At 44.3% G+C, this 25,258-nt stretch carries 29 protein-coding genes and 2 tRNA genes; 23 read left to right on the forward strand and 8 right to left on the reverse strand.

Annotated elements, in window-relative coordinates; genetic code table 11:
• Positions 1-50: 50 nt before the first annotated feature.
• From L3V43_RS20920 to folX, 6 genes are all read left to right on the forward strand, one after another.
• Positions 51-3,407 carry an ATP-binding protein gene (locus L3V43_RS20920; RefSeq protein ID WP_237117335.1) on the forward strand — a complete coding sequence of 1,119 codons (3,357 nt, stop codon included), beginning with the start codon at positions 51-53 and terminating at the stop codon, positions 3,405-3,407.
• Positions 3,408-3,502: 95 nt separating this feature from the next.
• Positions 3,503-4,132, forward strand: coding sequence for a DUF480 domain-containing protein (locus tag L3V43_RS20925; protein WP_102055823.1), 630 nt, complete (start codon positions 3,503-3,505; stop codon positions 4,130-4,132).
• 60 nt (positions 4,133-4,192) lie between these two features.
• Positions 4,193-5,029 (forward strand): ammonia-dependent NAD(+) synthetase, encoded by an 837-nt coding sequence (gene nadE / locus L3V43_RS20930; RefSeq protein ID WP_010604210.1) that lies wholly within the window; start codon positions 4,193-4,195, stop codon positions 5,027-5,029.
• Between the two features lie 72 nt (positions 5,030-5,101).
• Complete coding sequence (folM, locus tag L3V43_RS20935) at positions 5,102-5,818, forward strand: dihydromonapterin reductase (protein WP_235368786.1); 717 nt, start codon at positions 5,102-5,104, stop codon at positions 5,816-5,818.
• Positions 5,819-5,824: 6 nt separating this feature from the next.
• Positions 5,825-6,379 carry a GTP cyclohydrolase I FolE gene (folE, locus tag L3V43_RS20940; protein ID WP_010604208.1) on the forward strand — a complete coding sequence of 185 codons (555 nt, stop codon included), beginning with the start codon at positions 5,825-5,827 and terminating at the stop codon, positions 6,377-6,379.
• Between the two features lie 7 nt (positions 6,380-6,386).
• A complete protein-coding gene (gene folX, locus L3V43_RS20945) occupies positions 6,387-6,749 on the forward strand; it encodes a dihydroneopterin triphosphate 2'-epimerase (RefSeq protein ID WP_095727082.1) in 363 nt (120 codons plus the stop codon).
• A gap of 44 nt (positions 6,750-6,793) precedes the next feature.
• On the opposite strand, the gene L3V43_RS20950 is transcribed toward folX, so the two are convergent.
• The gene (locus L3V43_RS20950) at positions 6,794-7,222 is read right to left on the reverse strand and encodes a YqaA family protein (RefSeq protein WP_235368784.1); all 429 of its coding nucleotides are present in this window, start codon (positions 7,220-7,222) and stop codon (positions 6,794-6,796) included.
• Between the two features lie 106 nt (positions 7,223-7,328).
• Between L3V43_RS20950 and L3V43_RS20955 the strand changes: the two genes are divergently transcribed.
• The 3 genes from L3V43_RS20955 to L3V43_RS20965 all read left to right on the forward strand — a co-directional run bounded on the left by L3V43_RS20955 (position 7,329) and on the right by L3V43_RS20965 (position 8,866).
• Entirely contained in the window at positions 7,329-7,841 is a 513-nt protein-coding gene (locus L3V43_RS20955; RefSeq protein ID WP_235368783.1) for a thioredoxin-like domain-containing protein, read from the forward strand.
• A gap of 12 nt (positions 7,842-7,853) precedes the next feature.
• Positions 7,854-8,318, forward strand: a complete 465-nt coding sequence (locus tag L3V43_RS20960) for a DUF2721 domain-containing protein (RefSeq protein WP_017219384.1) — start codon at positions 7,854-7,856, stop codon at positions 8,316-8,318.
• 101 nt (positions 8,319-8,419) lie between these two features.
• Complete coding sequence (locus L3V43_RS20965; protein ID WP_102055819.1) at positions 8,420-8,866, forward strand: cytochrome c; 447 nt, start codon at positions 8,420-8,422, stop codon at positions 8,864-8,866.
• 178 nt (positions 8,867-9,044) lie between these two features.
• Here L3V43_RS20965 and L3V43_RS20970 read toward each other — a convergent pair whose 3' ends face one another.
• Entirely contained in the window at positions 9,045-9,230 is a 186-nt protein-coding gene (locus tag L3V43_RS20970) for a hypothetical protein (protein ID WP_010604204.1), read from the reverse strand.
• A 288-nt stretch (positions 9,231-9,518) separates the two neighbouring features.
• Between L3V43_RS20970 and L3V43_RS20975 the strand changes: the two genes are divergently transcribed.
• On the forward strand, positions 9,519-10,304 hold the full coding sequence (locus L3V43_RS20975) for a YggN family protein (protein WP_102055818.1): 786 nt from the start codon (positions 9,519-9,521) through the stop codon (positions 10,302-10,304).
• A gap of 38 nt (positions 10,305-10,342) precedes the next feature.
• Here the strand turns inward: L3V43_RS20975 and L3V43_RS20980 are convergent, their stop codons facing one another.
• Positions 10,343-11,794 (reverse strand): PLP-dependent aminotransferase family protein, encoded by a 1,452-nt coding sequence (locus L3V43_RS20980; protein WP_026345634.1) that lies wholly within the window; start codon positions 11,792-11,794, stop codon positions 10,343-10,345.
• Positions 11,795-11,900: 106 nt separating this feature from the next.
• On the opposite strand from L3V43_RS20980, the gene L3V43_RS20985 reads away from it, so the two are divergent.
• Complete coding sequence (locus L3V43_RS20985; protein ID WP_237117336.1) at positions 11,901-12,815, forward strand: DMT family transporter; 915 nt, start codon at positions 11,901-11,903, stop codon at positions 12,813-12,815.
• 41 nt (positions 12,816-12,856) lie between these two features.
• On the opposite strand, the gene L3V43_RS20990 is transcribed toward L3V43_RS20985, so the two are convergent.
• Complete coding sequence (locus L3V43_RS20990) at positions 12,857-13,699, reverse strand: YegS/Rv2252/BmrU family lipid kinase (protein WP_237117337.1); 843 nt, start codon at positions 13,697-13,699, stop codon at positions 12,857-12,859.
• 285 nt (positions 13,700-13,984) lie between these two features.
• Between L3V43_RS20990 and L3V43_RS20995 the strand changes: the two genes are divergently transcribed.
• The 4 genes from L3V43_RS20995 (at position 13,985) to L3V43_RS21010 (ending at position 15,434) form a co-directional block, all read left to right on the forward strand.
• Positions 13,985-14,131, forward strand: a complete 147-nt coding sequence (locus L3V43_RS20995) for a hypothetical protein (protein ID WP_017219379.1) — start codon at positions 13,985-13,987, stop codon at positions 14,129-14,131.
• Between the two features lie 224 nt (positions 14,132-14,355).
• Positions 14,356-14,446, forward strand: a tRNA-Ser gene (locus L3V43_RS21000).
• Between the two features lie 18 nt (positions 14,447-14,464).
• Positions 14,465-14,557, forward strand: a tRNA-Ser gene (locus L3V43_RS21005).
• Positions 14,558-14,684: 127 nt separating this feature from the next.
• Positions 14,685-15,434, forward strand: a complete 750-nt coding sequence (locus L3V43_RS21010) for an MBL fold metallo-hydrolase (protein WP_102055816.1) — start codon at positions 14,685-14,687, stop codon at positions 15,432-15,434.
• On the opposite strand, the gene L3V43_RS21015 is transcribed toward L3V43_RS21010, so the two are convergent.
• Complete coding sequence (locus L3V43_RS21015; protein WP_102055815.1) at positions 15,431-16,543, reverse strand: aminotransferase class V-fold PLP-dependent enzyme; 1,113 nt, start codon at positions 16,541-16,543, stop codon at positions 15,431-15,433. The genes L3V43_RS21010 and L3V43_RS21015 overlap by 4 nt on opposite strands.
• Positions 16,530-17,717 carry a monodechloroaminopyrrolnitrin synthase PrnB family protein gene (locus tag L3V43_RS21020; RefSeq protein WP_102055814.1) on the reverse strand — a complete coding sequence of 396 codons (1,188 nt, stop codon included), beginning with the start codon at positions 17,715-17,717 and terminating at the stop codon, positions 16,530-16,532. The genes L3V43_RS21015 and L3V43_RS21020 overlap by 14 nt, the downstream gene beginning before the upstream one ends.
• A 116-nt stretch (positions 17,718-17,833) precedes the next feature.
• Here L3V43_RS21020 and L3V43_RS21025 point away from each other — a divergent pair, with 116 nt between their 5' ends.
• From L3V43_RS21025 to L3V43_RS21035, 3 genes are all read left to right on the forward strand, one after another.
• A complete protein-coding gene (locus L3V43_RS21025; protein ID WP_119232257.1) occupies positions 17,834-18,301 on the forward strand; it encodes an Lrp/AsnC family transcriptional regulator in 468 nt (155 codons plus the stop codon).
• A 63-nt stretch (positions 18,302-18,364) separates the two neighbouring features.
• Complete coding sequence (locus tag L3V43_RS21030; RefSeq protein WP_237117338.1) at positions 18,365-19,639, forward strand: alpha/beta fold hydrolase; 1,275 nt, start codon at positions 18,365-18,367, stop codon at positions 19,637-19,639.
• Positions 19,632-20,762, forward strand: coding sequence for a GNAT family N-acetyltransferase (locus tag L3V43_RS21035; protein ID WP_237117339.1), 1,131 nt, complete (start codon positions 19,632-19,634; stop codon positions 20,760-20,762). The genes L3V43_RS21030 and L3V43_RS21035 overlap by 8 nt, the downstream gene beginning before the upstream one ends.
• Here the strand turns inward: L3V43_RS21035 and L3V43_RS21040 are convergent.
• On the reverse strand, positions 20,742-21,332 hold the full coding sequence (locus tag L3V43_RS21040) for a DUF938 domain-containing protein (RefSeq protein ID WP_237117340.1): 591 nt from the start codon (positions 21,330-21,332) through the stop codon (positions 20,742-20,744). The genes L3V43_RS21035 and L3V43_RS21040 overlap by 21 nt on opposite strands.
• Positions 21,333-21,498: 166 nt before the next feature.
• Here L3V43_RS21040 and L3V43_RS21045 point away from each other — a divergent pair, with 166 nt between their 5' ends.
• The 5 genes from L3V43_RS21045 (at position 21,499) to L3V43_RS21065 (ending at position 24,591) form a co-directional block, all read left to right on the forward strand.
• Positions 21,499-21,681 (forward strand): hypothetical protein, encoded by a 183-nt coding sequence (locus L3V43_RS21045; RefSeq protein ID WP_010378070.1) that lies wholly within the window; start codon positions 21,499-21,501, stop codon positions 21,679-21,681.
• Between the two features lie 117 nt (positions 21,682-21,798).
• Positions 21,799-22,209, forward strand: coding sequence for a hypothetical protein (locus tag L3V43_RS21050; protein WP_010604192.1), 411 nt, complete (start codon positions 21,799-21,801; stop codon positions 22,207-22,209).
• 8 nt (positions 22,210-22,217) lie between these two features.
• Positions 22,218-23,594 (forward strand): class II fumarate hydratase, encoded by a 1,377-nt coding sequence (locus L3V43_RS21055; RefSeq protein WP_102055810.1) that lies wholly within the window; start codon positions 22,218-22,220, stop codon positions 23,592-23,594.
• A gap of 107 nt (positions 23,595-23,701) precedes the next feature.
• Positions 23,702-24,202 carry a hypothetical protein gene (locus tag L3V43_RS21060; RefSeq protein WP_102055809.1) on the forward strand — a complete coding sequence of 167 codons (501 nt, stop codon included), beginning with the start codon at positions 23,702-23,704 and terminating at the stop codon, positions 24,200-24,202.
• Positions 24,203-24,210: 8 nt separating this feature from the next.
• Positions 24,211-24,591, forward strand: coding sequence for a hypothetical protein (locus L3V43_RS21065; RefSeq protein ID WP_102055808.1), 381 nt, complete (start codon positions 24,211-24,213; stop codon positions 24,589-24,591).
• A gap of 17 nt (positions 24,592-24,608) precedes the next feature.
• On the opposite strand, the gene L3V43_RS21070 is transcribed toward L3V43_RS21065, so the two are convergent.
• A complete protein-coding gene (locus L3V43_RS21070; RefSeq protein ID WP_237117341.1) occupies positions 24,609-24,794 on the reverse strand; it encodes a hypothetical protein in 186 nt (61 codons plus the stop codon).
• Positions 24,795-25,258: the final 464 nt, after the last annotated feature.

The raw sequence follows: 25,258 nt of genomic DNA on the forward strand, positions 1-25,258 counted from the left end.
TTGTGAGGACTGAACTATAGTTAAATCATCGTCTTCAACACAAAAGCACCATGATTTCTGAACTATCGACATCACCACTTAAATTTCGCTTTGTGAAATATAGCTTCTGGCTTCTGCTGGTCGTGATCATTGCGGTGGCATGGTATGTCGATCAAGTAAACTATCGCCGCTTAATCGCAATAGAAAAGAGTCGCTCGACCGAGGAAGTGAATGTCTACCGCACTAAAATAGAGGGTATTCTGGCAAAAAATGTACAACTTGTCAGAGGGCTAGGCATTGCCCTTTCAGGTCAATCCGAGCTATCTCAAGCTCGCTTCGAACAGCTCGCAAAACCCTTATTCGATAGTAGCCGAACCCTTCGCAATATCGGAGCAGCCCCAAATATGCGGCTCGACTATATTTATCCTTTAAAAGGCAATGAAAAAGCCATAGGCCTAAACTATCAAACCCATCCGACGCAAAAATACGGCGCATTACTCGCCAAAGAAAGTCGCGAAATCGTGATGGCAGGGCCACTAGAATTACTTCAGGGCGGGACTGGTTTAATCGCAAGAGTTCCAGTTTACACTGATAAAACCCACTTCTGGGGGTTACTCTCTGTCGTGCTCGATATGGATAACCTTTATCAACAAGCAAACTTTACCGCATTAGAAAGTCAATACCTGATTGCGATTCAAGGCGTGGATGGCAAAGGCCGAGAAGGTGATTATTTTTATGGCAACAGTAATATACATTCGCTTGCCCCCATCGCATTTAGTGTTAATGTGCCCTCCGGTGAGTGGGAACTCTACGCCGTGCCCCGCATTGGCTGGCAACCAGCAGTAACTGCGGTATGGCCTTTTCGCTTAGCAATCATCGCGCTGATTGTCATCTTTATTGCCGCATTTATCTTTATCACTCGACTGCTATCGCAACTTCAACGCAATGCCTTATCACTGACCAATATGGGCATACTCGCAGAAGTTGGCGCGTGGGAAATTAACGTCAAAACCCGTGATATTATTTGGTCGGACGTCACCCGTAGTATTTTCTGCGTGTCAAGGCAATTTCAGCCTACTTGGATGAATACGACAGAGTTTTTCAAAGCAGGTTTGCACAGAAAGCGCTTGCAAGACTGTATTGATGAACTTATAAAAACCGGCCATGAGTTCGAAGAAGAATTTATCATCCAAACCCAAAAGATGGATGACTTATGGGTGCTGGTGAAAGCACGCGCTATTCGCAGTGGCAAACGCACTAACCACATTTTTGGTTCCATTCAAAATATTCATAAACGCAAAATCATGGAGATGGAACATGATAAATTCGCCAAAAATAATGAGCTCCTTGCCCATTTGAGCTCTCACGAAGCCATCTTAAATAACCATCTCAGCAAAGCACTCACACTCTGTGCAGATACCTGTAGCAAAGGAGTGGAGGTTAATAAAGTTAGCATTTGGCAATTTAATGAGGATAAAAACCAGCTGATCCCAGTGTGTTTTTCAAATGCAGCGATGGATAACTTAGAGCACTTTCCTCCTTGGCGAAAAGCAATAGCGCCTGCGTTATTCAATGAAATTGAGAGTGGCCAAATAATTGCCGCGGAACAAGCTGAAAACCACCCAACAACAATGGCCCTCACCACAACGTACCTTGAGCCTTTTGAAATTAAGGCGATGCTTTGCTGCCCTATCAGTCATAAAAACCAAACCTTAGGCGTTCTTTGTGCAGAGTACGACATAATAAGTCCAGCTTGGGGTCAAAGCGATCTCCGTTTAATGAAGTCTATCGCCGCCATGTTAGGAAGCCTTTTTATCAATAAAGCCCACCAAAAGGCAAAAAATCAAGCCATCATTGATAAAGATTTAGCAGAGCAATCCGCAAAAATGAAGGCTGAGTTTTTAGCCAGCATGAGTCATGAGATACGCACCCCACTTAATGGTGTAATGGGTATGGTTGAGCTTGTCATGCACTCACAACTCACTTCGACTCAACACCACCAGCTCTCCTTGGCACATAGTTCAGCGAAATCTTTGCTCACTATAATTAATGATATTCTCGACTTTTCCAAAATCGAGGCTGGTAAGCTAACGATAGAATTTGTTGAGTGCGATCTTATCGAGATGCTCAGTAATATGCTGTCTGGGTTTGTGCGCGCCGCTGATGCCAACAATAACCGGCTGCATATCGATTTATCAGGTATGAAAGTCCATACCGCGCAAACTGATCCGAATCGCCTCAAACAAATTCTCAATAATTTGCTAAGCAATGCAATTAAGTTCACCCATGATGGTTCAGTGACATTAAGCTGCCATACAGAACAAACGGGCGAGCAAACTCGGCTTTGGTGCAGTGTAGAAGATACAGGTATCGGTATATCAAAGGAAAAGCTCAATAAAGTTTTTGATTCATTTACCCAAGCAGATATATCAACCACTCGGCAATATGGCGGTACAGGGCTTGGTCTCACCATTGCAAAGCAATTATCTCAATTGCTCGGTGGCGACCTACAAGCATTTAGTAAAGAACACGTTGGCAGCACGTTCTCCTGTAATGTGCTACTAACTGCTGCCAAACCCATTACCGAGCATGAAAAGTCTGATAATTCAACGTTATATATATTAAGCGAAATCAATGAAGACTATAGTAAACTACTGAAGCCTTGGCATATCACGTGCTTACACGTGCAGCAACTTGATATGCTCATGACTCAGCTACAACAACCATCCTCACATCTTGCTGTTATTTTGGATGCCAAGTTACTCAATGCCATACCACGGAAAAAGCAACAAGCACTCAAAACGCAGCTAACACAACAACAGATCGCTCATGTGGTTGCCGTTGAAGAACAAAGTAGTGAAACGCTCTCGCTATTTTCCTCTTGTGAGCGGGTGTACTACCCCATTACGCCATATGCAGCACTTCAGGTGTTCAACTCTGATTATCAAGATCCAGACAAGCCGAAATCCGTCAAAGCCGATTCACCGGTCAGTGCTGAACCCTTGTTAGCACGCTCAATCTTATTAGTGGAAGATAATCGGATAAACCAAACCGTTGCGATAACCATGTTAGAACGTTTAGGTGCAAAAGTAGTCTGCCAAGAAAATGGAGAGTTAGCACTTGCACACTTGCAATCGATTAACAAACCTTACGATGTTATTCTAATGGATTGTCAGATGCCGGTGATGGATGGTTATCAGGCAACACAGCAGATCCGCCAAGGTGTTGCCGGAAAAAACCATCAGAATAGCGTGATCGTTGCACTAACCGCCAACGCGATGCAAGGTGATAGAGAAAAATGCCTCAATGCAGGTATGGATGACTACCTCACCAAACCCATTGACTTTGATGAGCTAAAAGCCAAACTTCTGCAAGTAAAACCACAGCAAACAATGCAGGCACCTTCGTCTACGGCCCAACAAAGTTAGCTCGCACACTTTGCTACAGTAAATATTGGTATTATATTGCTATTATCAAGATGATGTTATAAATCTCATCAGCAACAACAAAAATAAGGAAAGTGATGCAATTAGATACTCAAGAGCAACGTGTACTGGGTAGCTTAATCGAAAAGCAAGTCACCACCCCAGAACAATATCCAATGTCACTCAACGGCCTCACCAATGCGTGTAATCAAAAGTCAAATCGCGAGCCGGTGATGGAACTCTCTCAAAATGATGTGCTAGATACATTGACTCGCCTACAAGAAAAACGCTTAATTACCTGCGACGAAGCACTGTCTGGTCGCGTCGACAAGTACAGCCAGCGCTTTTGTAACAGTGATTTTGGTCACCTTAAAGTCAACGCGAAACAAAAAGCGATTATCTGTTTGTTGTTACTGCGTGGACCACAAACCCTAGGTGAACTGCGTACCCGCAGCAGCCGCCTCGCAGAATTCAGTTCCGTACAGGACGTTGAGTCGACATTAAGTGCGATGCAAGAACATGATTATGTGGTTAAGCTTGCCCGAGAACCAGGAAAACGAGAAAGTCGTTATCAACACTTGTTTGGTGACCAAGTCGTTGAACCAACAACAACATCGGCAGAACCCATAACCTACACACAAAATGACAGCGAAATCGAGAGCTTGATCGCCGAGATTGAGCAATTAAAGCAAGAGCTCGCCACCATCAAAGCACATTTAGGGCTTTAAAAAGCGCGTCAGCACCAACATAATAGAAGTTTATCGCCCCGATAGTATTGAGGAACCAGTATGCGTGAAGCAATCATGGCCGAAATGAAAGTTCAGCCAATTATTGACCCGGAATTTGAAGTCAAACGACGTGTCTCATTTTTAAAAGCACGATTACAAGCCTCTGGCTGCTTCACTCTTGTGCTTGGCATCAGCGGAGGCGTTGATTCGTCAACTTGTGGGCGCCTATGCCAGCTAGCTATCGATGAACTCAATGCTGAACATGGTACTGGGGCTTATAAATTTATTGCCATGCGCTTGCCGTATGGCGTTCAAGCTGATGAAGATGAAGCGCAGCTTGCACTCGAATTTATCCAACCTAGCCAGCGCTTAACAGTCAACATCAGGCCTGCGGCCGATGCTATGCACGAGCAAGCACTTGCTGCCATGGCGGGTGGAAGCGTGCCACTGCCTTCCCAAGCCAACGTGGATTTTATTAAAGGAAACGTAAAAGCACGCCAGCGCATGGTAGCGCAGTACGAAATAGCAGGCCTGACTCGCGGTTTAGTAGTCGGTACCGATCACAGCGCTGAAAACATCACGGGCTTTTATACCAAGTTTGGTGACGGCGCCTGCGACTTAGCGCCCTTGTTTGGCCTGTCAAAACGCCAAGTTCGCGCACTAGCGGCTTTTCTCGGGGCACCTGCGGGACTAGTACATAAAGTACCGACAGCCGATCTCGAATGTGACCGTCCAGGCCTTTCCGATGAAGAAGCGCTAGGACTAAGCTATGACAATATTGATGATTTCCTTGAAGGTAAGCCCGTTAGCAGTGAAGTAAACGACAAACTTATTGCCATTTATCAGCGCACCCAACACAAGCGTCAACCAATTCCTACGGTATACGACGAACAATAGTCTTGTTGGCAGGAGATAACCAGTTATTCATCCTGCCAACCCTAATTTCTCAATTCACAAGGTGATTAACGTATGAGCCCCGCAGCTGCACCTATTTTAATTACTGGTGGCGCACAGCGCATTGGACTTGCTTTGGTGAAACACTTTCTCGCTAAACAGCAAGCCATCATATTGACGTATCGCACCAAACATCAAGTTATCGATGAACTAGCATCGCTAGGTGCCATTTGTATCAAGGCCGATTTTGACGAGCCAGAAGCAATCACACAACTCAACAACCAAATTCGTGCCCATACCGACGCACTCAGTGCCATCATCCACAATGCATCGAGCTGGGATTGTGAAGCCAATAACCCTGATTTTTCAGCATTATTCGACAATATGATGCGGATCCACGCTAAAGTCCCTTATTTGATCAATCATGCCTTGAGCGACTTATTGACAGCTAGCAATAACGCCAGCGATGTGATCCATATTACTGACTATGTAGTAGAAAAAGGCAGTCCAAAACACATTGCCTATGCCGCGAGTAAAGCTGCATTAGATAACTTAACTCGGTCATTTGCCGCTAAGTTTGCACCTAACATCAAAGTGAATAGCATTGCACCTTCTCTTATCATCTTTAATCAAGACGATAGTGACGAGTACAAGGCAAAAACCTTGAAAAAGTCTATTATGGGAATTGAGCCTGGTAGCAAAGAAGTTATCAATAGTGTCGACATGATACTCTCTAGCAACTATATGACAGGACGCACGGTACAAATCGACGGTGGCCGCCATTTGAGGTAACGCATTATGCAAGATAAATTACAACAGAGTTATAAAACGATTATTGAAGCCGTGGGTGAAGATGCAGACCGCGAAGGATTATTAGACACACCCAAGCGCGCAGCGAAAGCGATGGAATATCTGACTCAGGGCTACCGTCAAACACTGGATGAAATCACCAATAACGCGGTATTCAGCTCGGATGCCGATGACATGGTGCTGATCCAAGATATAGAGTTGTACTCTATGTGTGAGCATCACCTTCTGCCTTTCGTTGGCCGTTGTCACATCGCTTATATACCTAACGGTAAAGTGCTCGGCTTGTCTAAATTTGCCCGCATTGTTGATATGTTTGCCCGACGTTTTCAAATCCAAGAGCAGCTAACTCATCAAATCGCCAAGGCCGTTGAGGAAGTCACCGGTGCAAAAGGCGTTGGCGTGATCGTTGAAGCCAAACATATGTGTATGATGATGCGTGGCGTTGAAAAACAAAACTCTAGTATGCGAACGTCTGTCATGCTTGGTAACTTCAGAAGCGACCCCAAAACCCGCAACGAATTTTTACAGCTAGTGAAAGGATAAGCACGCTATGTCGAATGCCATTATTAAGGTGACGAATTTAAGGCTACGTACCTTTATTGGTTTTAATCCCGAGGAGCGGGAGAAAAAGCAAGATGTCGTGATCAATATTGAGATTCACTACCCAGCGGATACGGCATGTTTAGATCATGATAACGTGGCTCACGCGCTTAACTACAAAACCGTGACCAAGGCAATCATCACGCTAGTAGAAGAAGGGCATTTTTTGTTACTTGAGAAATTAGTGGCTGACATACTTGCAGAATGTCACCAGCATCGAGACGTGACGTATGCGAAAGTCACTGTAGATAAACCGCACGCTTTACGGTTTGCTGACTCAGTGTCACTCACGCTTGATTGGTACAGAAGCTAAACTAAGCGATAAGACTCTGATATTCACTTCCTTGCCTTCTGGTGTTAAGAAATCATCTGTAAGGCAAGGTAAATCACCAGTGCATAACGAGCGCCTTTACCGAGCGCGACTAACACAAAAAACCACCCAAAAGAGGTTCGTAGAGACCCCGCTACCACAGTCAAAGGATCTCCGACTATGGGGAGCCAAGCAAATAGCAATGAAAACTTGCCGTAACGATTAAATAGTCCACAAGCCTTATCATATTGCTGTTGAGAAACCGGAAACCAGCGCTTATCCCGCCACTTAGCGATAAACCAACCAAGATAATAGTTCACACAGCTACCCAGTAAATTACCCATTGTCGCAGCCAGCCATAACCAAACCAGTTCGCCTTGTTGTTTCACAACGAGCCCACTCAGCGCCAGCTCCGACGACGCAGGTAATAGTGTTGCGGCAATAAAAGCAAGCCCAAATAAAGAAAGGTAAATCATATCAACGGCTATAAGAAATTGGACTTTAAGAAATCATCTAAGTGGGGCAATATACTGAAATGCGCGCAAGAGTTCAAAAACACAGACACGGAAACAAGGAATAGACATGAAAACAACAATAAAAATGTTACTACTTAGTACCGTTCTCACCACCGGATTTAGTGACTGCAAGGCCTCAAACGAAGCGCTACCACAGGCAGACGATGGCTATCAGACCTATATCCACACCGGCGACTCCTTTAAACATTTGCGATTTACGGATATCAAAAACCAAGCTATTAGGTTCGATGCTAATCACAAAAAGCTGGTGATTTTATTCGCGACTTGGTGCTCCGATTCGCAACGCTTATTGAGTGAACTAAAACAATCTGAATTACTCACCCAGGCCGAGTTAACCATCGTTGCTATTGGCCGAGAAGAAACTAACACTACACTTGAGCAATTCAACGAAACCATGCAATTGCCCATCCATTTTGTTGCCGATCCCAATCGAGATATCTACAACACGTATGCCAACAAAGGCATTCCTAGAGTCATCTTGCTTGATGAACGCAACCGAGTGATGCAAACCCTCCTCGGTGAGCAACCCAACACCTTATCAAAACTAAACTGGAATTAACGAGGTAACTATATGAATCCAGAAGTCGTTAGCATTCTCACGATGGCCAAAGTTATCCAAACCGCCGTTGCCCCTGTATTTTTAATTACGGGTATTGCTGCGACCTTAGGGGTACTATCAAACCGCTTAGCACGGATCACGGATAGGGCGCGTTTACTCGATCGCAAGATCAATACCACGCAAGATGAAGAACTCAAAATGCACTTTAGCCGTGAAATGCGCGCACTGTTAAAACGGTCTCGTTTTATTCACGTTGCATTTAGCATGAGTGTACTCAGTGCGTTGCTTGTGTGTGCAGTGGTTATGCTGCTGTTCATGTCCCACTTGTACAGTATGCCATTGGGTATTACTTTATCGTCTTGTTTTATCGCGGCTATGGTGCTGCTTATTGGCGCGTTTGTCTCTTTGCTTGGAGAAATCTTTTTAGCCACCCGCAGTATGCGCAGGGGCATGATATTCAAAGACATCGAGAGTTGATTATTTAAAACTAGTTGCCTCCGTCACAGGGCACTTATCGCAATTGTTTGATTATATTTGTAATTTACATTGAAAATAGGGAAAAATATTAGGGGTTTACTATGAAGAAACTACTTACCGTCACACTATTTAGCTGTCTTGCAGCAACAGCGCAAGCTAACACTATGTTTGAATCGGCTGATGATGCAATTGAATACCGCAAAGCGTCTTTCCAATTGATCCGTTTCCAAATTGGCAATATGGGCGACATGCTAAAAGGCAAAGTACCATTTGATGCCGAAGTATTTAAACAACGTGCTCACAATGCTGCGCAATTATCGCAAATGCCTTGGGAAGCATTTATCGACGGTTCTGACAAAGGCAATACTGATGCCCTACCAGCCGTTTGGTCAAACAGAGCTGAGTTCGATGGTAAAGCCAAGCAATTTGCCGAGTATGCTCAAGCACTGGCTGTTGCAGCTGACTCTGGCGACAAAAAGCTGATTGCTTCTGCATTTAAAGATTGGGCAAAAGGCTGTAAAGACTGCCATAAATCTTTTAAAGATTAATCAAAACAAAACAGCCGCATATTTGCGGCTGCTTACTATCTGAATATCTCGTCACTTGCTTGGCTATCACCAACGACACAATAACTCAGACATCGCATTGAGTAACCCACAGCCCTGCTTAATCACACAGCCAAATTGAATTACTGTCAGTGCTAGACTCGTAGATGACGTTTAATGATCAGTCATCAATATAGTCGAAATCATCATCGCCTAGATTTCTACGTAGGCGTTTTTGCTCTAAGTAGTCGTCTAGCTTTCTTTTGACTTTACGCTTTTGCTTGTCATGTTGGTTACGACCCAACTTTTCAAATTCATCGTCTGCAAAATCATCATCAAGCGCATCGTAAGAGAATGTCTTACCCACAACTAACTCCAAAATAAAATAGTCATTAATAAAATGAGAGCCGTCTCTCAAGATCACTATTTAGCGCTAAATTGTCATTCTGAAAAGTGAGAGTTTCTTATCCTTACAATAAAAATTTTTTATCGCCTAATTCATTTTGACAAAAACAACTATATTTTAGTCAATTTCATCACTTTTAGAGCACATTAACTTTCAACAATATAACACAATATATTGATTTTACTTGGGTTTATATTTGGCACTGTTCTTGTAACAACAATCATGAAACTGAGCCAATAAGGATCGACCATGAATAAAATTTTACTACTAACAGCAGCAACAATGATGACAACCACCGTCGCTGCACACGAAAAAAATAACATCACGTTTAGCGGTGACAATTGTGAAGTAGAATTTCAGAATGACGTTAGGATCACACCTGATAACTTGGTGATCACAACGGCCAAAAACAAAACAGCTGAGATCAACAACCTTGGCGAACTGACACTCAATGGCGAGCGCATCGCACTTAATACACAGCAAAAAACGATGCTCACGCAATATGGTGATGAACTAAGAGGCCGCCTACCACAAGTGGCTGATATTGCTTTTGAAGGCATAAAACTAGCGGGCGTCGCCCTTAATGAAGTGGCACACACCTTTAATTTAACCAGTTTAGATAGCATCCATGCTGTGATCGATGATCTTGAAACAGAAGTGCAAAATACGTTTTATCAGCAAGGTGCGTTTGTGATGGGCAAGCAAACCTTTGATGAGTTTGGCCAAAATTTTGATAATCAGTTTGAAGAAAAAATCGAGACCGCAGTACAAGGTGCCATGATGCAATCGATAGGTAGCTTACTGGTTGCGATTGGCAACGAAATGTCAGATGCAAACGGTGATATGAGCAGCTTTGAACAACGTATGGAAAACTTCGCAACACAAATCGAAACCAAAGTTGAACAACAGGCAGAATCTATTGAGAAAAAAGCCGACGCACTGTGTGGCGACTTTGAACAAATCGCGAAAAACGAAGCCATTGTCGCAAAGTCTATCCCCGCCATGTCAGAGTACCAACTGTTTAAATTTAAATAATCTGACGTTGGCATAACTTACATTTAATTAAGGGTACGTTATGCCAACCCTTTCCTTTGTGCATCAGCCAGCTCCCCCAGCGTTTTAATCGCTTGCTCTACCGACGCATCCCACGGCAAGCCATAACTGATACGTATACAATTTTGATACTTTTTGCTGGCACTAAATAGCGTACCAGGCGTAATACTGATCCCACACTCCAGGGCTTTTTGGAACAACAAGGCACCATCGACGTGCTTACCTAAGTCTAACCACAGCACACAACCGCCTTGCGGGCGACTGACTCTTACCTCACTACCAAATGCAACATTCACCGCTTGGATCATACGGTCTCGATTCTCAATTAACCGTTTACGGACCAACTTTAAATGGCGCTCGTAGCCTCCGGAGCTGAGAAAATCCGCTAGTGCCCATTGATTCATTAAAGATGATGAGCAACTCAACGCACGTTTTATGCGCTTTGCTTTTGCACTAAATTGACTGGCGACCATCCAACCCACCCGATAGCTAGGCGCTGCGGTTTTTGAAAATGACGCACATGTGATCACTAAGCCCTTTTGGCTAAATGCTTGTGCCGGAATGCCACGCTGCTCGGTAAAATATAAATCGCCATACACATCGTCTTCTATCAACACCACGTCACGTTGCTCTAATAGCGCCACCAGCTGCGCACGTCTCGTATCAGGCATAAAACTACCAAGCGGGTTACTAATACTGGTAGAAAACACACACGCTCGAATATCATGCTTTTCAAGTGCCCGTTCAAGGTCGCTCAGCCAAATGCCATCATCTGGGCAAACAGGTATTTCAATGGCCTTTAACCCTAAGTTTTCAGCCAGTTCAACAATGCCAAAATAACAGGGAGATTCAATCGCTATCACGTCTCCGGGCTTGGTTACCGCTTGTAACGCAATCGCCAATGCTTCTTGCGCGCCATTGGTGATCACCACTTCATCCATGTCTATTGCTAAACCCATATCCAAATAACGCCGCACGATTTGCTTTTTTAAGCTATCTAAACCGTCCATAGGGCCATAATTAATGAGTTCGTTCCCTGCTTCTTTCATTGCGCGGCGCATAATTTTGGCAAGAACCTGCTCAGTACCAGCAATGGCGATGGGGTTGGCGATACCTAAGGGGATTGCATGTGGCTGATGGATCCCCTTATACACTTGTTCAATCAACGCCTGCTTGTTCACCACCACAGGTTTGGCGGGCAATCGTGCACGCTTCGGTGAGTCGTTGTGCGAAGCTCTGTGGCATAAAAAGTAGCCGGACTTCTCTTTGGCAATGACTTTTCCTTGATCTTCAAGTGCTTGATAGGCCTGCTTTACCGTTGGGATACTGACATTTAAGTTTTGCGCCATAACACGCAATGAGGGAAGCTTTTCGCCCGGTAAAATAGACTCTTGTTCTGCCATCGACAAGATCATTTGGATCACCTGCTGATAGAGAAAGGCGGAATGTTGGCGTTGAATAACGGTACTCATAAGCAATCATCTGTATAGGTATAAATTAGCAAATTCTGTATATAGCTTATACAGAATAACAGCGTAAACTACAGACTTCCACTGCTGTTTGAATCTAGAGCCGATCATGAAAAATCTATTTCTTTACGCCATCACTGTGTTGATTTGGGGATCAACATGGCTTGCCATTGAATACCAACTTGGCAGCATCAACGAGTTTGTGTCGCTGTTTTACCGCTTTGGCCTCGCCGCGGTTTGTATGTGGGCGTTTGTCATCTATAAGCGTGTGCCAATGCGATTTTCTCGCCGAGATCACGGCTTTTTCATCCTCTTAGCGCTGTGTAATTTTGGTGCTAACTATCTCTTCTTATATTGGGCTCAGGCACATTTAACGTCAGCGATGGCATCAATTGCATTTTCATTATTATTGGTCGTTAACATCGTCAACACTAAGTTGTTTTTTGCCAAACCTATTGCTAAGCGAATTTACTTTGGTGCATCACTGGGCACGCTTGGGATAGTCAGCTTGTTTTGGCACGACTTGGTCGCATTTGATTTGCAAAGCGAGGCCTTCTTGGGATTATCATTAGCTCTATTAGGAACGGTGGTCGCGTCACTCGGTAATATGGTGAGCGTACGCAATTCTAATCAGCAAATTGATGTTATGGCGGGAAATGCGTGGGGCATGCTTTACAGCGCTGTCATGTTAGCAACCTATGTCGCCTTTAGTGAACATCAGTTTATCAACCAAGCGCCGGCATCATATTGGTGGTCTCTGATTTACCTTAGCGTGTTTGGCACCGTCATTGCCTTTGGTTGTTATTTCTCACTACTCAAGAATATTGGGCCTGAGAAAGCGAGTTATTTGATAGTGTTATTTCCTTTTGTTGCCGTGGCCTTGAGTACCTTATTTGAAGGCTTTGAGTGGCAGCAAAACACCTTTATTGGATTTATTTTGGTCATCCTAGGTAATGCGATTGTACTCACGCCTTTAGATCGCGTCTACGCTTGGTTGTCCATTCGGTCCCCAGTTAGAAGTTGAAGTCTTACCAATGCTTTAGCTTCTTACTTTTCAGCGCCATTTTATAATGGCGCTTTTTTTATGTTCAGAGCTCGGCGACAGCAAGTTATCGTCGCAGGCGTGCGCCCAACAATCTCGCCATCAGCCTCAATGTCATACCCCTCTTGTGCGATATAAAGCTCTGCAATGCGGCCGTGGTGCACATTTCTTGTACCCATATGGCGTTTAAGTAGCATATTGACAAACAATACCATCCGCTGCCAATGCGTTTGCGGCGTGAACCATAGTAGCTCCAGCTGACCGTCATCAAGGCAAGCCATAGGAGCAGGAGTTAACCCTGCCCCAAAGTGTTTGCCATTCGCAAGTAACAACATCATACCCTGCTCAGGCCACGTATTGCCGTGATAGCGAATGAGTTTGGCAGTAAATAGCGACATTAATCCCGCATAGGTATAGCTCAGCTTTCCTAGCCGTTTGGTTTGTCCTAAGTTATTCATGACATGCGCGTTAAAGCCAATCCCAGCAACATTGACAAACCAGCGCCCGTCCACTTTACCCAAATCAATAGTTGTGACCTGATCTGCAAATACAGCTGCTCGCCACTGTGCTTTGGAATAATGAAACTGCCGAGCAAAATCGTTGCCAGTCCCCGCTGGCAGCAGCGCAAGCGTGTTATCCCGTTCAGCAATGGCATTGGCGACTAGGTGCAAAGTGCCATCTCCCCCAATCACCACCACGCTAACTCCCGCCGTAGCAGCTTGAGCGATTGCGTCCCTATCTGCGACAAAGTTTCCAGTGGTATTAAACCAAGTTGCCGTCAACTGTTGTTGTGTTAATTGTTGCTTTAACCATGCAATTTGCGCTTTCCCCTCAGCACCCGCTAAAGGGTTGACCACCACCAGCATAAAAACCCTTAAATACAAAAACTCAACTTATATGAATAAAAAACCAAAACTAAAACCAAAAATCAAAAACAAAAACCACAAACACACATATTAATTGGTCTGCAGCCTAATCAAGACAATCGCAACCATGCATAAACATGCAAAGAACCCATTAAAACAAAAATGAACAAACCATTAATTCATTAGTTATTTTTATCCGAAAACATCAATTTTTATCGTTTTAAATTTAAACAAATTGCGTGCAAAATAGCCTTGTTTTCAATCATAGCTTATTAGGAGCCAGACATGCTTAATTCAGCTGCACCTTGCAGCCCATCACAAAACACGTTTAACCAAACACAACCAACTAAACAACGTCGTATCAATTGGACGAAGTGGTTGGCAGTATGTGGTCAACACTTAGCGTTAAAAGACGTGATTATGTATAAGTAAGTCTGCACAGAGCATGGCGCCCCAACCCGCCATGCTCTCGTCAGCATTTGTTTCAATAGACCATAAAAGCACCACTTCAACCAGCATTTTTGTACAAAACCTCTTCGTCAAACCGCTAATTTCTAGCACAATTTTAAAAAAACCTCACTTTTAGCACATTTTTTAAGCAAACAGTTTAAAAACGGTTTACAGCGCCTAAATCGCTAAGTATTATCTTTGCCCATGGAGAGATGGCTGAGTGGTTGAAAGCACCGGTCTTGAAAACCGGCATACGTTAATAGCGTATCTAGGGTTCAAATCCCTATCTCTCCGCCATTTTTAAAGTATTGCGCCGGAGAGGTGGCCGAGTGGCTGAAGGCGCTCCCCTGCTAAGGGAGTATAGGGTTTGTAGCCCTATCGAGGGTTCGAATCCCTCCTTCTCCGCCATCACTTATAAGAAAACCGCTTAATTGCGGTTTTTTTATGTCTGCGATTTATCACTTCCACACACAACTGGTCAGATGTCTTTAACCTATGCTATGTTGAGATCTGATTGGAGAAATGAGTGTGACTAATGAAAATACATGTCTTAGAAGGCTATATTCAACATATTTATCTGGTTGAGCACGAAACTGGCCTGCTGTTACTCGATGGTTGCTGTCGTGCCGATGTTGAGTTGGTCTGCAACTACATCCTACAACTGCACAAGCCACTAAGCGCACTCAAGCTGATTGTGGTCACGCATATGCACCCAGATCATGCCGGTGGCGCGCATAAACTCAAAAAACTCACCGGCGCAAAGATTGCGGCCGCAAATGCTCCCAGTCAGTGGTATCGTGGCATTGATGGTGTCATGATGCACCTCTCCGATATGGCGCTGGCACTTTGGGTTGCTGGGAGAAAGCGCAAGGCCAAGCGTAACCTTTGGTATCCAAGACAATTATCACCAGATTTTTTCCTAGCCGACGGTGATAGCTTGCCCTACTTTAACGAATGGCAAGCGATACACACACCCGGTCATACGGATAGAGATTTGAGCTTGTATCATCTCCCCAGTAAGCGCATCTATGTAGCGGACTTGACGGTAAAAGTAAAAGGGCAATTTGTTGCGCCTTTTCCGGTATTCTATCCACGCTTGTATCGTCAATCTCTTGCCAAAGTAAAGGCACTACAACCCCACTCCGTGATCTTGGCGCATCAAGGAGAGGTACTTGCAGAAGAAATTGATTTCAACGCATTGATAGCCCGCGCGCCCAAGCAACCAATGACACATTGGCGCTCGGTGAAGAAGAAGACCAAAAAAGCACTAGGGTTAGGAAACTAGCTTTCGTTGATAACTCGCACCAACTGCGCGATGTCCTCCTGACTATTATAAATATGTGGTGAGACACGAATACCGTAGCGACGATTATCCACAGCAATGTCCGCACGCTTAAGCTGATCCATCACTGACTCATGCCGCGAGCCAAAATGCAAAATAGCGGTCCCCGAGCAAGCACTCTGTGCTGTAGGAGAGCGATAAAATTCAGGCAATGCCGCTTGTAACTCAGATAACAAAGCAAAGTTGTACGCTCTTACTTGCTCAACCCCAAGCTCGGCAAAATAGCCAAGGCTGTGCCCCGCATAGATATAAGGTGCCACACTTGGTGTACCGCCCCAAAAACGCAGCGCACTTTCACTCAGCGCAAAATGGTGAATATCAAACTCGAATGGATTTTGATGCGAAAACCAGCCAACGTCTTTTGGTTCGCAATAAGGCAAGACATCCTCATTCACCCAGATGAAACCGGCGCCAGGGCCACCGCAGCTCCATTTCACACAAGAGCCGATAACGCAATCCGCGCCCCACTCGCTTAAATTTATTGGTAATACACTAAGTGACTGAGCAATATCGATAATACTTCGACAACCATATTGGTTAGCAAGGCTAATGATGTCAGCGACAGGCGCTTGCTGACCGCTGTTCGAATAAACATGACTGACAAATACCCAGTCAATTTGCTCGTCAATATATTGCTGCCACACGCTAAGGTCGTGCATATTCATCGCTTCGGGAATATAAACAATCTCAATATTGTCCAGCGCGTTTTGTAACGCAAATCCCATGCTGGGGAAGTCTTGCTCACTCATCAATACGCGTACTTTGCGAATGCCACTTTCGGGCAAACTCATCGCCCATTTCGTTAAACCACTGGAAAGGTTTGTTTGCGGACAAAACAGGCGCGCATCAGTGTGTAATAGGGAAGCTAGGGCTGAGGTAAAGCGATCAATACCGCTTAGCCACTGCTGCCAAGGCTCTTGGTTTTGTTGTTGCCAGGGCACCATAAATTGCTGATGAAAATCTTCCGCTGCCGATTTCAACATACGACCAACGGAATGACTCAATAAATAGCGACCCGTAGGCAAGTGAAAATCATCCCTATATTGCTTCATGCTTAACCCCTATTGCTTGGCGTAATCGTTTTAAATCATGATGCCGAGTAAAGATATCATCGCGCTCGGCTGCAGCTCGCCTATCTCTTAAGTCCGCGAGTTCTTTGAGTAAGACTTCAATCGGTGGACCACTGGCGGTCACTTTGCTTAAGTGCTGTTGCTGCATCGCCTGCGAAGGTTTGGCGATATACTTTTCGACGAGTTGATTGTGATGTTGTATGGCCGTATCTCCATGCAGCTTACACACTTGTATAAACAAGCTACAGGCAGGGCCAAACCAATCACTTTTCGGTCCTTTCAATGCACTCAGAAACGCATCCATTAAATTAGGCGTACGCATGCATTCACGCAGGGTTGCTTGGTCTTCTGGCATCATATAGAGGAATTTTTCCACCAGCATTTGACCGTAACTAATGTCATTAGCCGGGCATAACCCCAACATCATATCGATAACATTGATACCCGCAAAATCTCCAGCGTTTGCGCCACGATAGACCTCTTTACCAACTCGGTATGGTTTGTAATAGGGTCGTACAACGTAAAAGAATGCCTCGGGATCTAGTTCCTTAAATAACTCTCGATTAGACTCTATCACCTCAAGCAGCGCTTGCTTAACTTGTTTGAGTAGCACCAATGACATGGGATGGGAAATTCCCAAATGATGCACCTTCATTAACGATTCGGACGCGCGTTTATAGGCAAGAATGGCCTGAGTATTGTAGTCGATGAATAAGCGCTCTGCCGGATGAGAAGTAAAGCGCTTATACACGCCGTTGATTGCGCGGTTGTGTGTGGTGAGATGAGCCGTTGCGAAGCGCGGCGTAACTCCCAAAGAGGCACCAATGTGCATGGCCAGTGCCGATGCTTGCGTTAGTGGAGACACCTTTTCACGGCTTGGCTCGGTAATTTCGTGGCGTCTGCATGCAGCCATAAATAGACCAACGTTACCGAGTAAGTCGAATGCTTGCTCAAAGCCCTCGTCGGTATTGCCTTCTTCTAGCAAGGCTTGGACTAGCTGATTACCTTCTTCTAATAACTGTGCTTTTAGCGTTTCACCAACGCCTTCAACGTTTGCTTTATCCTGTTGCTGCCAATAAAGATGCTCAAGCTTGTCGTTAAGGTCGACAAACGGACCTCTAATCCAAGCGTCAAATTGTACGGCTAATGGACTCATGATTACTTCTCGTGATTATTCCACAGTTAAGGCTAGCAAATCACCATGAGCATAATTTGCCAATTTTCTCTAAAAGTTTAATACTGATTAGCAAGAATCACTCTTTTATTTGGTTTATGTCGGTAAATCTAGATACCAAGGACAAATTGCTCCTTAACGCTTTGCAACATAACGCACGTTTGAGTAATGCCTCACTCGCCGAAAAGGCAAACCTTTCCGATACTCCCTGTCTTCGACGCGTAAAACGCTTACAAGATACAGGAGTAATTTCAGGCTATCATGCGGCACTTGATAGAGCACAAGTTGACTTAAGTATTCTGGTTTATGCATTTATAAAACTCAGTGAAAATACCGCAACCGCAGCGCATTTATTTGAACAACACGTGGAATCTGAAGATCAGGTGATTAGTTGTTCGGTGATCTCAGGAAGTCATGATTACCTATTGGAAATCGTAGCAAAGGATTTGCCCAGCTATGAACAGTTCGCCAAACATCAACTGGGCGCCTGTAAGGTGATTAGCGGGATTGAATCAACGATTGTCCTCAAGCAAACTTTTGCAAAACGCATATTACCGATCCGCTAACCATTTTTATCGTCATCTGTTCTCGCTATACTGCATGTGATTTTATGCTCATAAGGACCGACTATGCGCCACTACCTTACCTCCACAGTATTTGCTTTTAGCCTGTTTGCTTCACCTTTGGTCATCGCACAAGACTGTGTTACCCAAGTGAGTGATATGTCGCTATTCACCAAGAGCAAAAAGTCGGGATTATTCCGCGAAGCGATCGATAAAGGCCCCGTCACCGTCGATGTAGGGAATGTAAAAAACTATAACGATTATATTCGTTCGACTAAGCAAATTATTGAAAGCCGCAATCCTCGCGCTACACTGCCATGCCCGTTAATAACGCCCACAGCAAAATTACTTAACCTGACAATCCCCAAGGTAAGTGACTTAATCGCGCCATTTTCACTTGAGCATGACAACAAAGATCACGCCATTTTACTTATCCATGGTCTGACCGATTCTCCTTTTACTTTTCACTACCTTGCGTCAGCGCTCTATGAAGCAGGATACAATGTCAGAACCATGTTACTGCCAGGCCACGCGACTGCACCAAGCGATTTAACCGAAGTTGATATTGACGATTGGCAAACCCATACGGATTATGCCATCGCACAGACGAGCCAAGATTTTAAGCATTTTTCCGTACTTGGTTACTCCACTGGTGCCGCCATAGTGCTGAGTAGCATAGCGAAGCACAAGCCCAAGAATTTAGGCTCTGTTGCACTTATTTCACCCGCCACAGAGCCACATAATAAGAACGGTTGGCTAGCCAAATGGATTGATTACGTGCCATTTGTCAATTGGATAGATGAAGACGCCGATTTGGATTTCGCCAAATATGAATCTTTCCCATGGCATGGCGCAACGTTAGCCCATCAGGCTATGGCGCCACTCAAATCACTCACCACTTTGCCAGATGTACCGATGTTTATCAGCTATAGCGATGTCGATACCACCATAGACAATCATGCAACGGCAAAGCTGCTAGAAAAATGGCAACCTAAATCAACATTGACCCAATTTATCTACTCGGAAACGCCATCGACTAAGCAAGGTGTGAATTATCGGAGCGTGAAAGCCGACAACATTGTCGATATGTCTCATATTGGTATTTTGCAGCCACCTGAACATATTTTTTACGGCCGCAAAGGGCCTTATCGTAATTGCACCAGTTACCACTTAGAAGACCAAGCCTTCATTAACTGCCGCACAGGTAAAACCGTCCATTTTGGCGAGCGTCACGAGAAAAGCATGACGCAATACACCGCTCTTGCGCGGATCACGTTTAACCCTGATTACAGTAACTTTGAGCAAGCACTGCTCGCATTTTTTGACAGCCACAATGACTGAGTACCAACACAGGTTTATTCATTCTCTAACTGAAGTGACAGAAGCACAGTGGGACTGCGTTTCACCATCACATGTATTTACGAGCTACGCGTGGCTGCTTGCATTAGAGTCGAGCGGCTGCACCAGCAAAGAGACTGGCTGGATACCACATCACCTAATGATTGAACGCCAGGGCGAGTTGATTGCAATTTTACCAGGCTATATTAAATCGCACTCTTATGGCGAGTACGTTTTTGATTGGGCTTTTGCTGAAGCCTACGAGCGCCATGGATTAGATTACTATCCGAAATGGCTATGTGGCGTCCCCTTTACGCCAACTCAAGGGCCAAGAATATTAACTAAACGTCTATCTTCTTGCTTGCTTGAATATATTGACGCTACGCTCACGAGCCTCGCCCAACTAGGCATTAGTGGAGTCCATATTAATTTTTGTCGTGAAAGCGATTTTCTCACTCAAAGTCATTTAACGATGCGCCGCAATGTGCAATTTCATTGGCATAATCGAGGTTACGCCGAGTTCGATGATTTTCTCGCACGACTCACATCAAGAAAGCGTAAAATGGTCATGAAAGAGCGCCAAGCTGTGGCAGCCCAGGGTATTAACATAAGTTGGACTGTTGGCAGAGAAATAAGCACAGCACAACTTGATGCGTTTTTTCTTAGTTACCAGCTCACCTATCTTAAGCGATCGCGACACCACGGCTATCTCTCTCGCGACTTTTTTCAGCAAGTTATCACCTCGATGCCAGATAAGTTTCGTCTTTGCTGCGCCTACTTAAACCACGAAATTATTGCCACTAGTTTATATCTTGTGGATGGTGATACCTTGTATGGTCGCTATTGGGGCGCAATTGAGGATAGTTACGACTTTTTGCATTTTGAGCTGTGTTACTATCAAGGCATAGAGTACGCCATTGCTAATCAGCTTGCTGTCTTTGACGCGGGTGCTCAAGGCGAGCACAAGTTAGTGAGGGGTTTTGAGCCGGTGTGGAGGCAATCGTATCACCGCTTATTTCAACCTGACTTTCAACAAGCGCTTGAGGGTTTTACCAAGCGCGAAGCTGACGCACTCGGGCATTACTTTACCGAGTGCCAAGCAAAACTACCGTTTAAACACCAATAAGCGATTATTAGCCGGCATCGCATAGTCTTGCTGTAGTGTAAGTTCTTGCTCTGCCGCAAGCGCCAATACCCATTCTTGATCGCGAATGCCACTCTCTTTGTCTTGCGATTTTAAATACGCATCAAACTCTCGGTTACTCTCGCTAGTAAATTCACCTTGATAATTAAACGGCCCATAAACTATCAGGTAGCCGCTTTCTTTAAGGTGTCGTCCAACGCCTGCAATTAAACGCTCTACGAGCGTTGATGACACAATGTGCAAGGTATTAGCGGTATAGATCACATCATAACGCTGATTAACAGGCCACCCATGGTGTAAGTCTAGCGCCAATGGCGGTAAAGTATTTTCTAACTCGGCGTCATCAAGCCACGCTTGAATACCTGCGTGATTAACCTCCCTGTCCGCCGTCTGCCACGTTAAATGCGGTAACGCCGCAGCAAAGTGCACCGCATGCTGACCCGTACCAGAACCTACCTCTAGCACTTCCAAAGGTTTATTTAGATAGGGAGTGAGCTTTTCTAATATTGGCTGTTTATTGTTTTCACACGCTTGAGAGTAAGGTTTTGTCATCTCGTTTGCACTATTTTGATCGATTTATGCGCCTCATTGAGGCAAGAATTTATCTCAATTGCAAGGCAAATAGCTAAAACTTCCACTAAGCAATTAAAATTAGAAAAGAAATTTATTTTGGTACAACTTCTGCTAAGTTTAAAGAGTACTAAGAGGAGAAGCGAGCATGAAAATTTCAGAGATCACCCAAATGCCAAGCCAACTTAAAAGCGAAGGACTTGTTCTGAAGAAGCGTAAAAATACCTTCACGAAAAGTCGCGCTTACCGACAAGAAGTCGCCAACCTGATGCAACTCGAAGAACAAGAGAAAGAGCATTCAGAGCAGCAATATCTCCTCGGCTATAATTAAGCTGAATCACACTTTCTTAAATTCATTTCAGACTCATAGTGAGCTGCTATGGTGAATGCTAAACAAATTGTTTGGCAGTGCGAATACTAAAGCTTGAATTGCCAACCAAACGATGTAATGATAACCATTATCATTACATCGTTTGGTTTTGTATTTATGCAGCTAGCTACTTTATTACAAACTTATCGTGCGAAGCTTAATCGCCACTGCCAGCGACCACAACTTGAGGCGCCGCTCTTGGTTGCGGAATATATTTCAGCAGGCATAGGCATGGCAAAATGGTACGAGCGCCATAATAACCCGCTGCTGCAAGAGCTTTATCTTAAAAATACATTGTCCGAACTGTTAGAACAGATTGCCGATCCACTCGTTGATACAGCCATACGTAAACAATGCATGGATCAATTATTTAAACCTTTGTTGGCACTAAAACGGTTTTATAAACATCACCATACTTCGTCACGGCAATTTTTGAAGCTCCAGCGAGATGCGTGCCAAACCTGCCAGCAGTTTAACCCTTTTTATTAGGAGCAACGATGACTACATTTCGTCAAGAATCCGATAGTATGGGAACATTAGATGTTCCTGAGCATGCGCTCTACAAAGCGCAAACACAGCGTGCTGTAAATAACTTTCCTATTAGCGGGATCACAATGCCAAGTAGCTTTATCAAAGCATTGGCCTACATCAAACAAGCCGCAGCGGAAACCAATCAATCCCTTGGCCATCTATCAAGTGATAAAGCAAAAGCAATTGTGAGTGCCTGTCAGCAGCTAATCGATGGCAAACACTTAGATCAATTTCCAGTGGATGTCTTTCAGACTGGTTCTGGTACCAGTTCAAACATGAATGCCAACGAAGTGATAGCTACTCTAGCTACTGAATTAAGCGGTGTCGCAATTCATCCTAATGATGACGTTAACATGGGCCAAAGCTCAAACGATGTGATCCCAACAGCGATTCACGTGAGTAGTGCAATCACAGCAGTGTATGACCTTCTGCCTGCACTAAAACACTTATCTAGTAGTATTGAACAAAAAGCAGAGCAAGTTGGTCATCACGTCAAAACTGGCCGGACGCACTTGATGGATGCAATGCCGGTGACCTTTGCACAAACATTAAGTGGCTGGCAAGCGCAAGTAGATAATGCCTGTCAGGGCATTGTTCATTCCTTAGAAAAAGTTTACGAGTTAGGTCAAGGTGGAACAGCAGTAGGCACAGGTATTAATGCCGATCCACAGTTCGCTAAATTATTTAGCCAAAACCTGAGCACTAACATCGGGATCCGCTTCAGTAAAGGCAACAACTTTTTCTATCATATCGGCTCACAAGACGCGATTGTGGGACTTTCAGGCCAACTTAAAACCTTTGCAGTAGCACAAATGAAGATAGCCAATGACTTGCGCTGGATGAATTCAGGACCGCTTGCTGGCCTAGGTGAAATCGAGCTTGAGGCGCTACAACCAGGCTCTTCAATCATGCCAGGTAAAGTAAACCCAGTTATTCCAGAAGCGGCTGCAATGGCCAGTGCTCAAGTGATAGGTAATGACGCAACGATTAGTGTTGCAGGCCAGTCTGGCAATTTTGAGCTGAATGTTATGCTGCCAGTGATTGCATTAAATATTTTGCAAAGCATTGAGATCCTCTCAAATACCGCGAGGTTACTTGCGGACAAAGCTATTTCAAGCTTTAAGGTGAATGAGCTGAATATTCAAAAGGCACTGGCTAAAAACCCGATTTTAGTTACCGCATTAAATCCTGTGATCGGGTATGAAAAAGCAGCACAAATTGCCAAGCTTGCCTACAAAGAAGGACGCCCAATTATAGAGGTCGCTGCTGAGCAAACCGATCTGAGTGAACACGAGCTCCAATCATTACTCGATCCGCAAAAACTCACCAAAGGCGGTCTATAGCGCTGTCCCTCACAGCCTGCGATCACATATAGTGTATGCAGGCTGCAGAACTTGCTATTCCTTAAGGACTTGCGTAGTTTAATTAGCAAACATTAGGAGAGCATATAATGAACAAGATGATCCCCACTTTACTGGCAACCTTTTTGCTGTTTGGTTGCCAAGAAGAAGTAACTAAAGAAGAAACTGTAGAACAAAAAGCACAAGAAACTAAGCCTGTAAGCGAAAACCACACCGAAATTAAAGAATCAAAAGAAGCAAGCTTACCTATTCAACAAGATGGTAAAAAGCTCGACACCTCTGACATCAAAACCCATAAACAGTCATTGGAAAGCGTGGTGGCCGACAAAAGCTGTGATAACGATACCCAGTGTAAAGTCATTGCCGTTGGCGATCGTGCCTGTGGTGGCCCTTCTTCTTATCTAGTGTATTCAACAAGATCAGCAGATGAGGCCCAAGTTAAGCAGTTAGCGGAGCAAATTACTACATTAGAGCGCGCCTATAATATGCAAAATCAGATGATGAGTATCTGTCAGCATTTAATTGAACCCGCAACACAATGCGTTGAAAATAAGTGTGTTAAACTAGAAAATAGTCGTCCTACATACTAGAGGCAATAATGAAGTTAGCTATTTCTCTCGCTTGCATCGGCACACTAATTGCGGCGTTATCTGGCTGTGAAATAACACCAAGCGATGCAACAAGTCGCTCGAATGCTACGCATACACTCAGCGATATAAAAGCAAATATAGGATGTGATGCAAGCTATCAGTGTAAAGTAATTGGAGTAGGTGAGCGATTAACCTGTGGTGGACCTAGAGAATACCTGATCTACTCAACGAAGCATACTGATGAGCAAGATGTAGAAGCTGTCGTTAGCGCCATTACAGAGCAAGAAAAGCTGAATAACAAAGGAAAAGCGCCAGCGGTTAGTTGTGAACCTGTGATGCCAATACAAACACTATGTATTGCCCATACCTGTCAGGCTGTGCCTCTATAGACTGATGAGCACTCAGGTTATAGGATAAGCTCATTGATCACTGAGATCACCATCACTAACAGCGCACAAATACTCGCATTAATAATGTACTTCACTTCAAGCTGCTTCTTAATCCAATAGCTATACATAAAGCGAATTAAGTAAGTGGCTGAAGTACCAAACAATGCAAATATTACCAACAGTGCAATTAAATGAAGTGACACACTAAGACCCCCTGTTTTTAGCCCATCATATCGTTAATTGACCCTTCCTTATAGCCCTTATTGCATAAAACCATATAGCAGCTTCTCGCTTGCAAATGCTCGGTGGATAAACCACCTCCTACCATGTTGCACTGTGCCTATACTGTGGTAGGAGCGCATTTACTTAGGTTTAGAAAACCTCGCGAGATTTTTCCGGAACTTCATTGCAAGCCATCGGCGGGTAAACCGCCTCCTACCATGTTGTACTGTGCTTATAATACTATGGTAGGAGCGAGTTTACCTCGCGAGATTTTTAAATCTCAAATCTCTATACCCCAAACAGCAAAAAACCCGTCGCATTGCTGCAACGGGTTTTGATGTACATGGATGTTCGAATGTCGATGAAGTTCATGGATGAACGCTTTTCATCAACCTCTTATTTGGCCCTGGCTCGCTACGAAGTAGGATGTTCTCATTTTTTAAAT

This window comes from Pseudoalteromonas sp. L23 (genome assembly GCF_021728455.1).
Taxonomy (GTDB): domain Bacteria; phylum Pseudomonadota; class Gammaproteobacteria; order Enterobacterales; family Alteromonadaceae; genus Pseudoalteromonas.

Bases quoted from the DNA above. Each gene is read 5' to 3' on its own strand.
- L3V43_RS20995 (WP_017219379.1), top strand. From the start codon at position 13,985: ATGCTTAATTCAGCTGCACCTTGCAGCCCATCACAAAACACGTTTAAC.
- L3V43_RS21020 (WP_102055814.1), bottom strand. From the start codon at position 17,717: ATGAGTCCATTAGCCGTACAATTTGACGCTTGGATTAGAGGTCCGTTT.
- L3V43_RS20965 (WP_102055819.1), top strand. From the start codon at position 8,420: ATGAAGAAACTACTTACCGTCACACTATTTAGCTGTCTTGCAGCAACA.
- L3V43_RS20950 (WP_235368784.1), bottom strand. From the start codon at position 7,222: ATGATTTACCTTTCTTTATTTGGGCTTGCTTTTATTGCCGCAACACTA.
- L3V43_RS21060 (WP_102055809.1), top strand. From the start codon at position 23,702: ATGAACAAGATGATCCCCACTTTACTGGCAACCTTTTTGCTGTTTGGT.
- L3V43_RS20980 (WP_026345634.1), bottom strand. From the start codon at position 11,794: ATGAGTACCGTTATTCAACGCCAACATTCCGCCTTTCTCTATCAGCAG.
- L3V43_RS21010 (WP_102055816.1), top strand. From the start codon at position 14,685: ATGAAAATACATGTCTTAGAAGGCTATATTCAACATATTTATCTGGTT.
- L3V43_RS21065 (WP_102055808.1), top strand. From the start codon at position 24,211: ATGAAGTTAGCTATTTCTCTCGCTTGCATCGGCACACTAATTGCGGCG.
- L3V43_RS21045 (WP_010378070.1), top strand. From the start codon at position 21,499: ATGAAAATTTCAGAGATCACCCAAATGCCAAGCCAACTTAAAAGCGAA.
- L3V43_RS21025 (WP_119232257.1), top strand. From the start codon at position 17,834: ATGTCGGTAAATCTAGATACCAAGGACAAATTGCTCCTTAACGCTTTG.
- L3V43_RS20985 (WP_237117336.1), top strand. From the start codon at position 11,901: ATGAAAAATCTATTTCTTTACGCCATCACTGTGTTGATTTGGGGATCA.
- L3V43_RS20990 (WP_237117337.1), bottom strand. From the start codon at position 13,699: ATGCTGGTGGTGGTCAACCCTTTAGCGGGTGCTGAGGGGAAAGCGCAA.
- folM (WP_235368786.1), top strand. From the start codon at position 5,102: ATGAGCCCCGCAGCTGCACCTATTTTAATTACTGGTGGCGCACAGCGC.
- L3V43_RS21050 (WP_010604192.1), top strand. From the start codon at position 21,799: ATGATAACCATTATCATTACATCGTTTGGTTTTGTATTTATGCAGCTA.
- folE (WP_010604208.1), top strand. From the start codon at position 5,825: ATGCAAGATAAATTACAACAGAGTTATAAAACGATTATTGAAGCCGTG.
- L3V43_RS20920 (WP_237117335.1), top strand. From the start codon at position 51: ATGATTTCTGAACTATCGACATCACCACTTAAATTTCGCTTTGTGAAA.
- L3V43_RS21055 (WP_102055810.1), top strand. From the start codon at position 22,218: ATGACTACATTTCGTCAAGAATCCGATAGTATGGGAACATTAGATGTT.
- L3V43_RS20975 (WP_102055818.1), top strand. From the start codon at position 9,519: ATGAATAAAATTTTACTACTAACAGCAGCAACAATGATGACAACCACC.
- nadE (WP_010604210.1), top strand. From the start codon at position 4,193: ATGCGTGAAGCAATCATGGCCGAAATGAAAGTTCAGCCAATTATTGAC.
- L3V43_RS20955 (WP_235368783.1), top strand. From the start codon at position 7,329: ATGAAAACAACAATAAAAATGTTACTACTTAGTACCGTTCTCACCACC.
- L3V43_RS20960 (WP_017219384.1), top strand. From the start codon at position 7,854: ATGAATCCAGAAGTCGTTAGCATTCTCACGATGGCCAAAGTTATCCAA.
- L3V43_RS21015 (WP_102055815.1), bottom strand. From the start codon at position 16,543: ATGAAGCAATATAGGGATGATTTTCACTTGCCTACGGGTCGCTATTTA.
- folX (WP_095727082.1), top strand. From the start codon at position 6,387: ATGTCGAATGCCATTATTAAGGTGACGAATTTAAGGCTACGTACCTTT.
- L3V43_RS21040 (WP_237117340.1), bottom strand. From the start codon at position 21,332: ATGACAAAACCTTACTCTCAAGCGTGTGAAAACAATAAACAGCCAATA.
- L3V43_RS21035 (WP_237117339.1), top strand. From the start codon at position 19,632: ATGACTGAGTACCAACACAGGTTTATTCATTCTCTAACTGAAGTGACA.
- L3V43_RS20925 (WP_102055823.1), top strand. From the start codon at position 3,503: ATGCAATTAGATACTCAAGAGCAACGTGTACTGGGTAGCTTAATCGAA.
- L3V43_RS21030 (WP_237117338.1), top strand. From the start codon at position 18,365: ATGCGCCACTACCTTACCTCCACAGTATTTGCTTTTAGCCTGTTTGCT.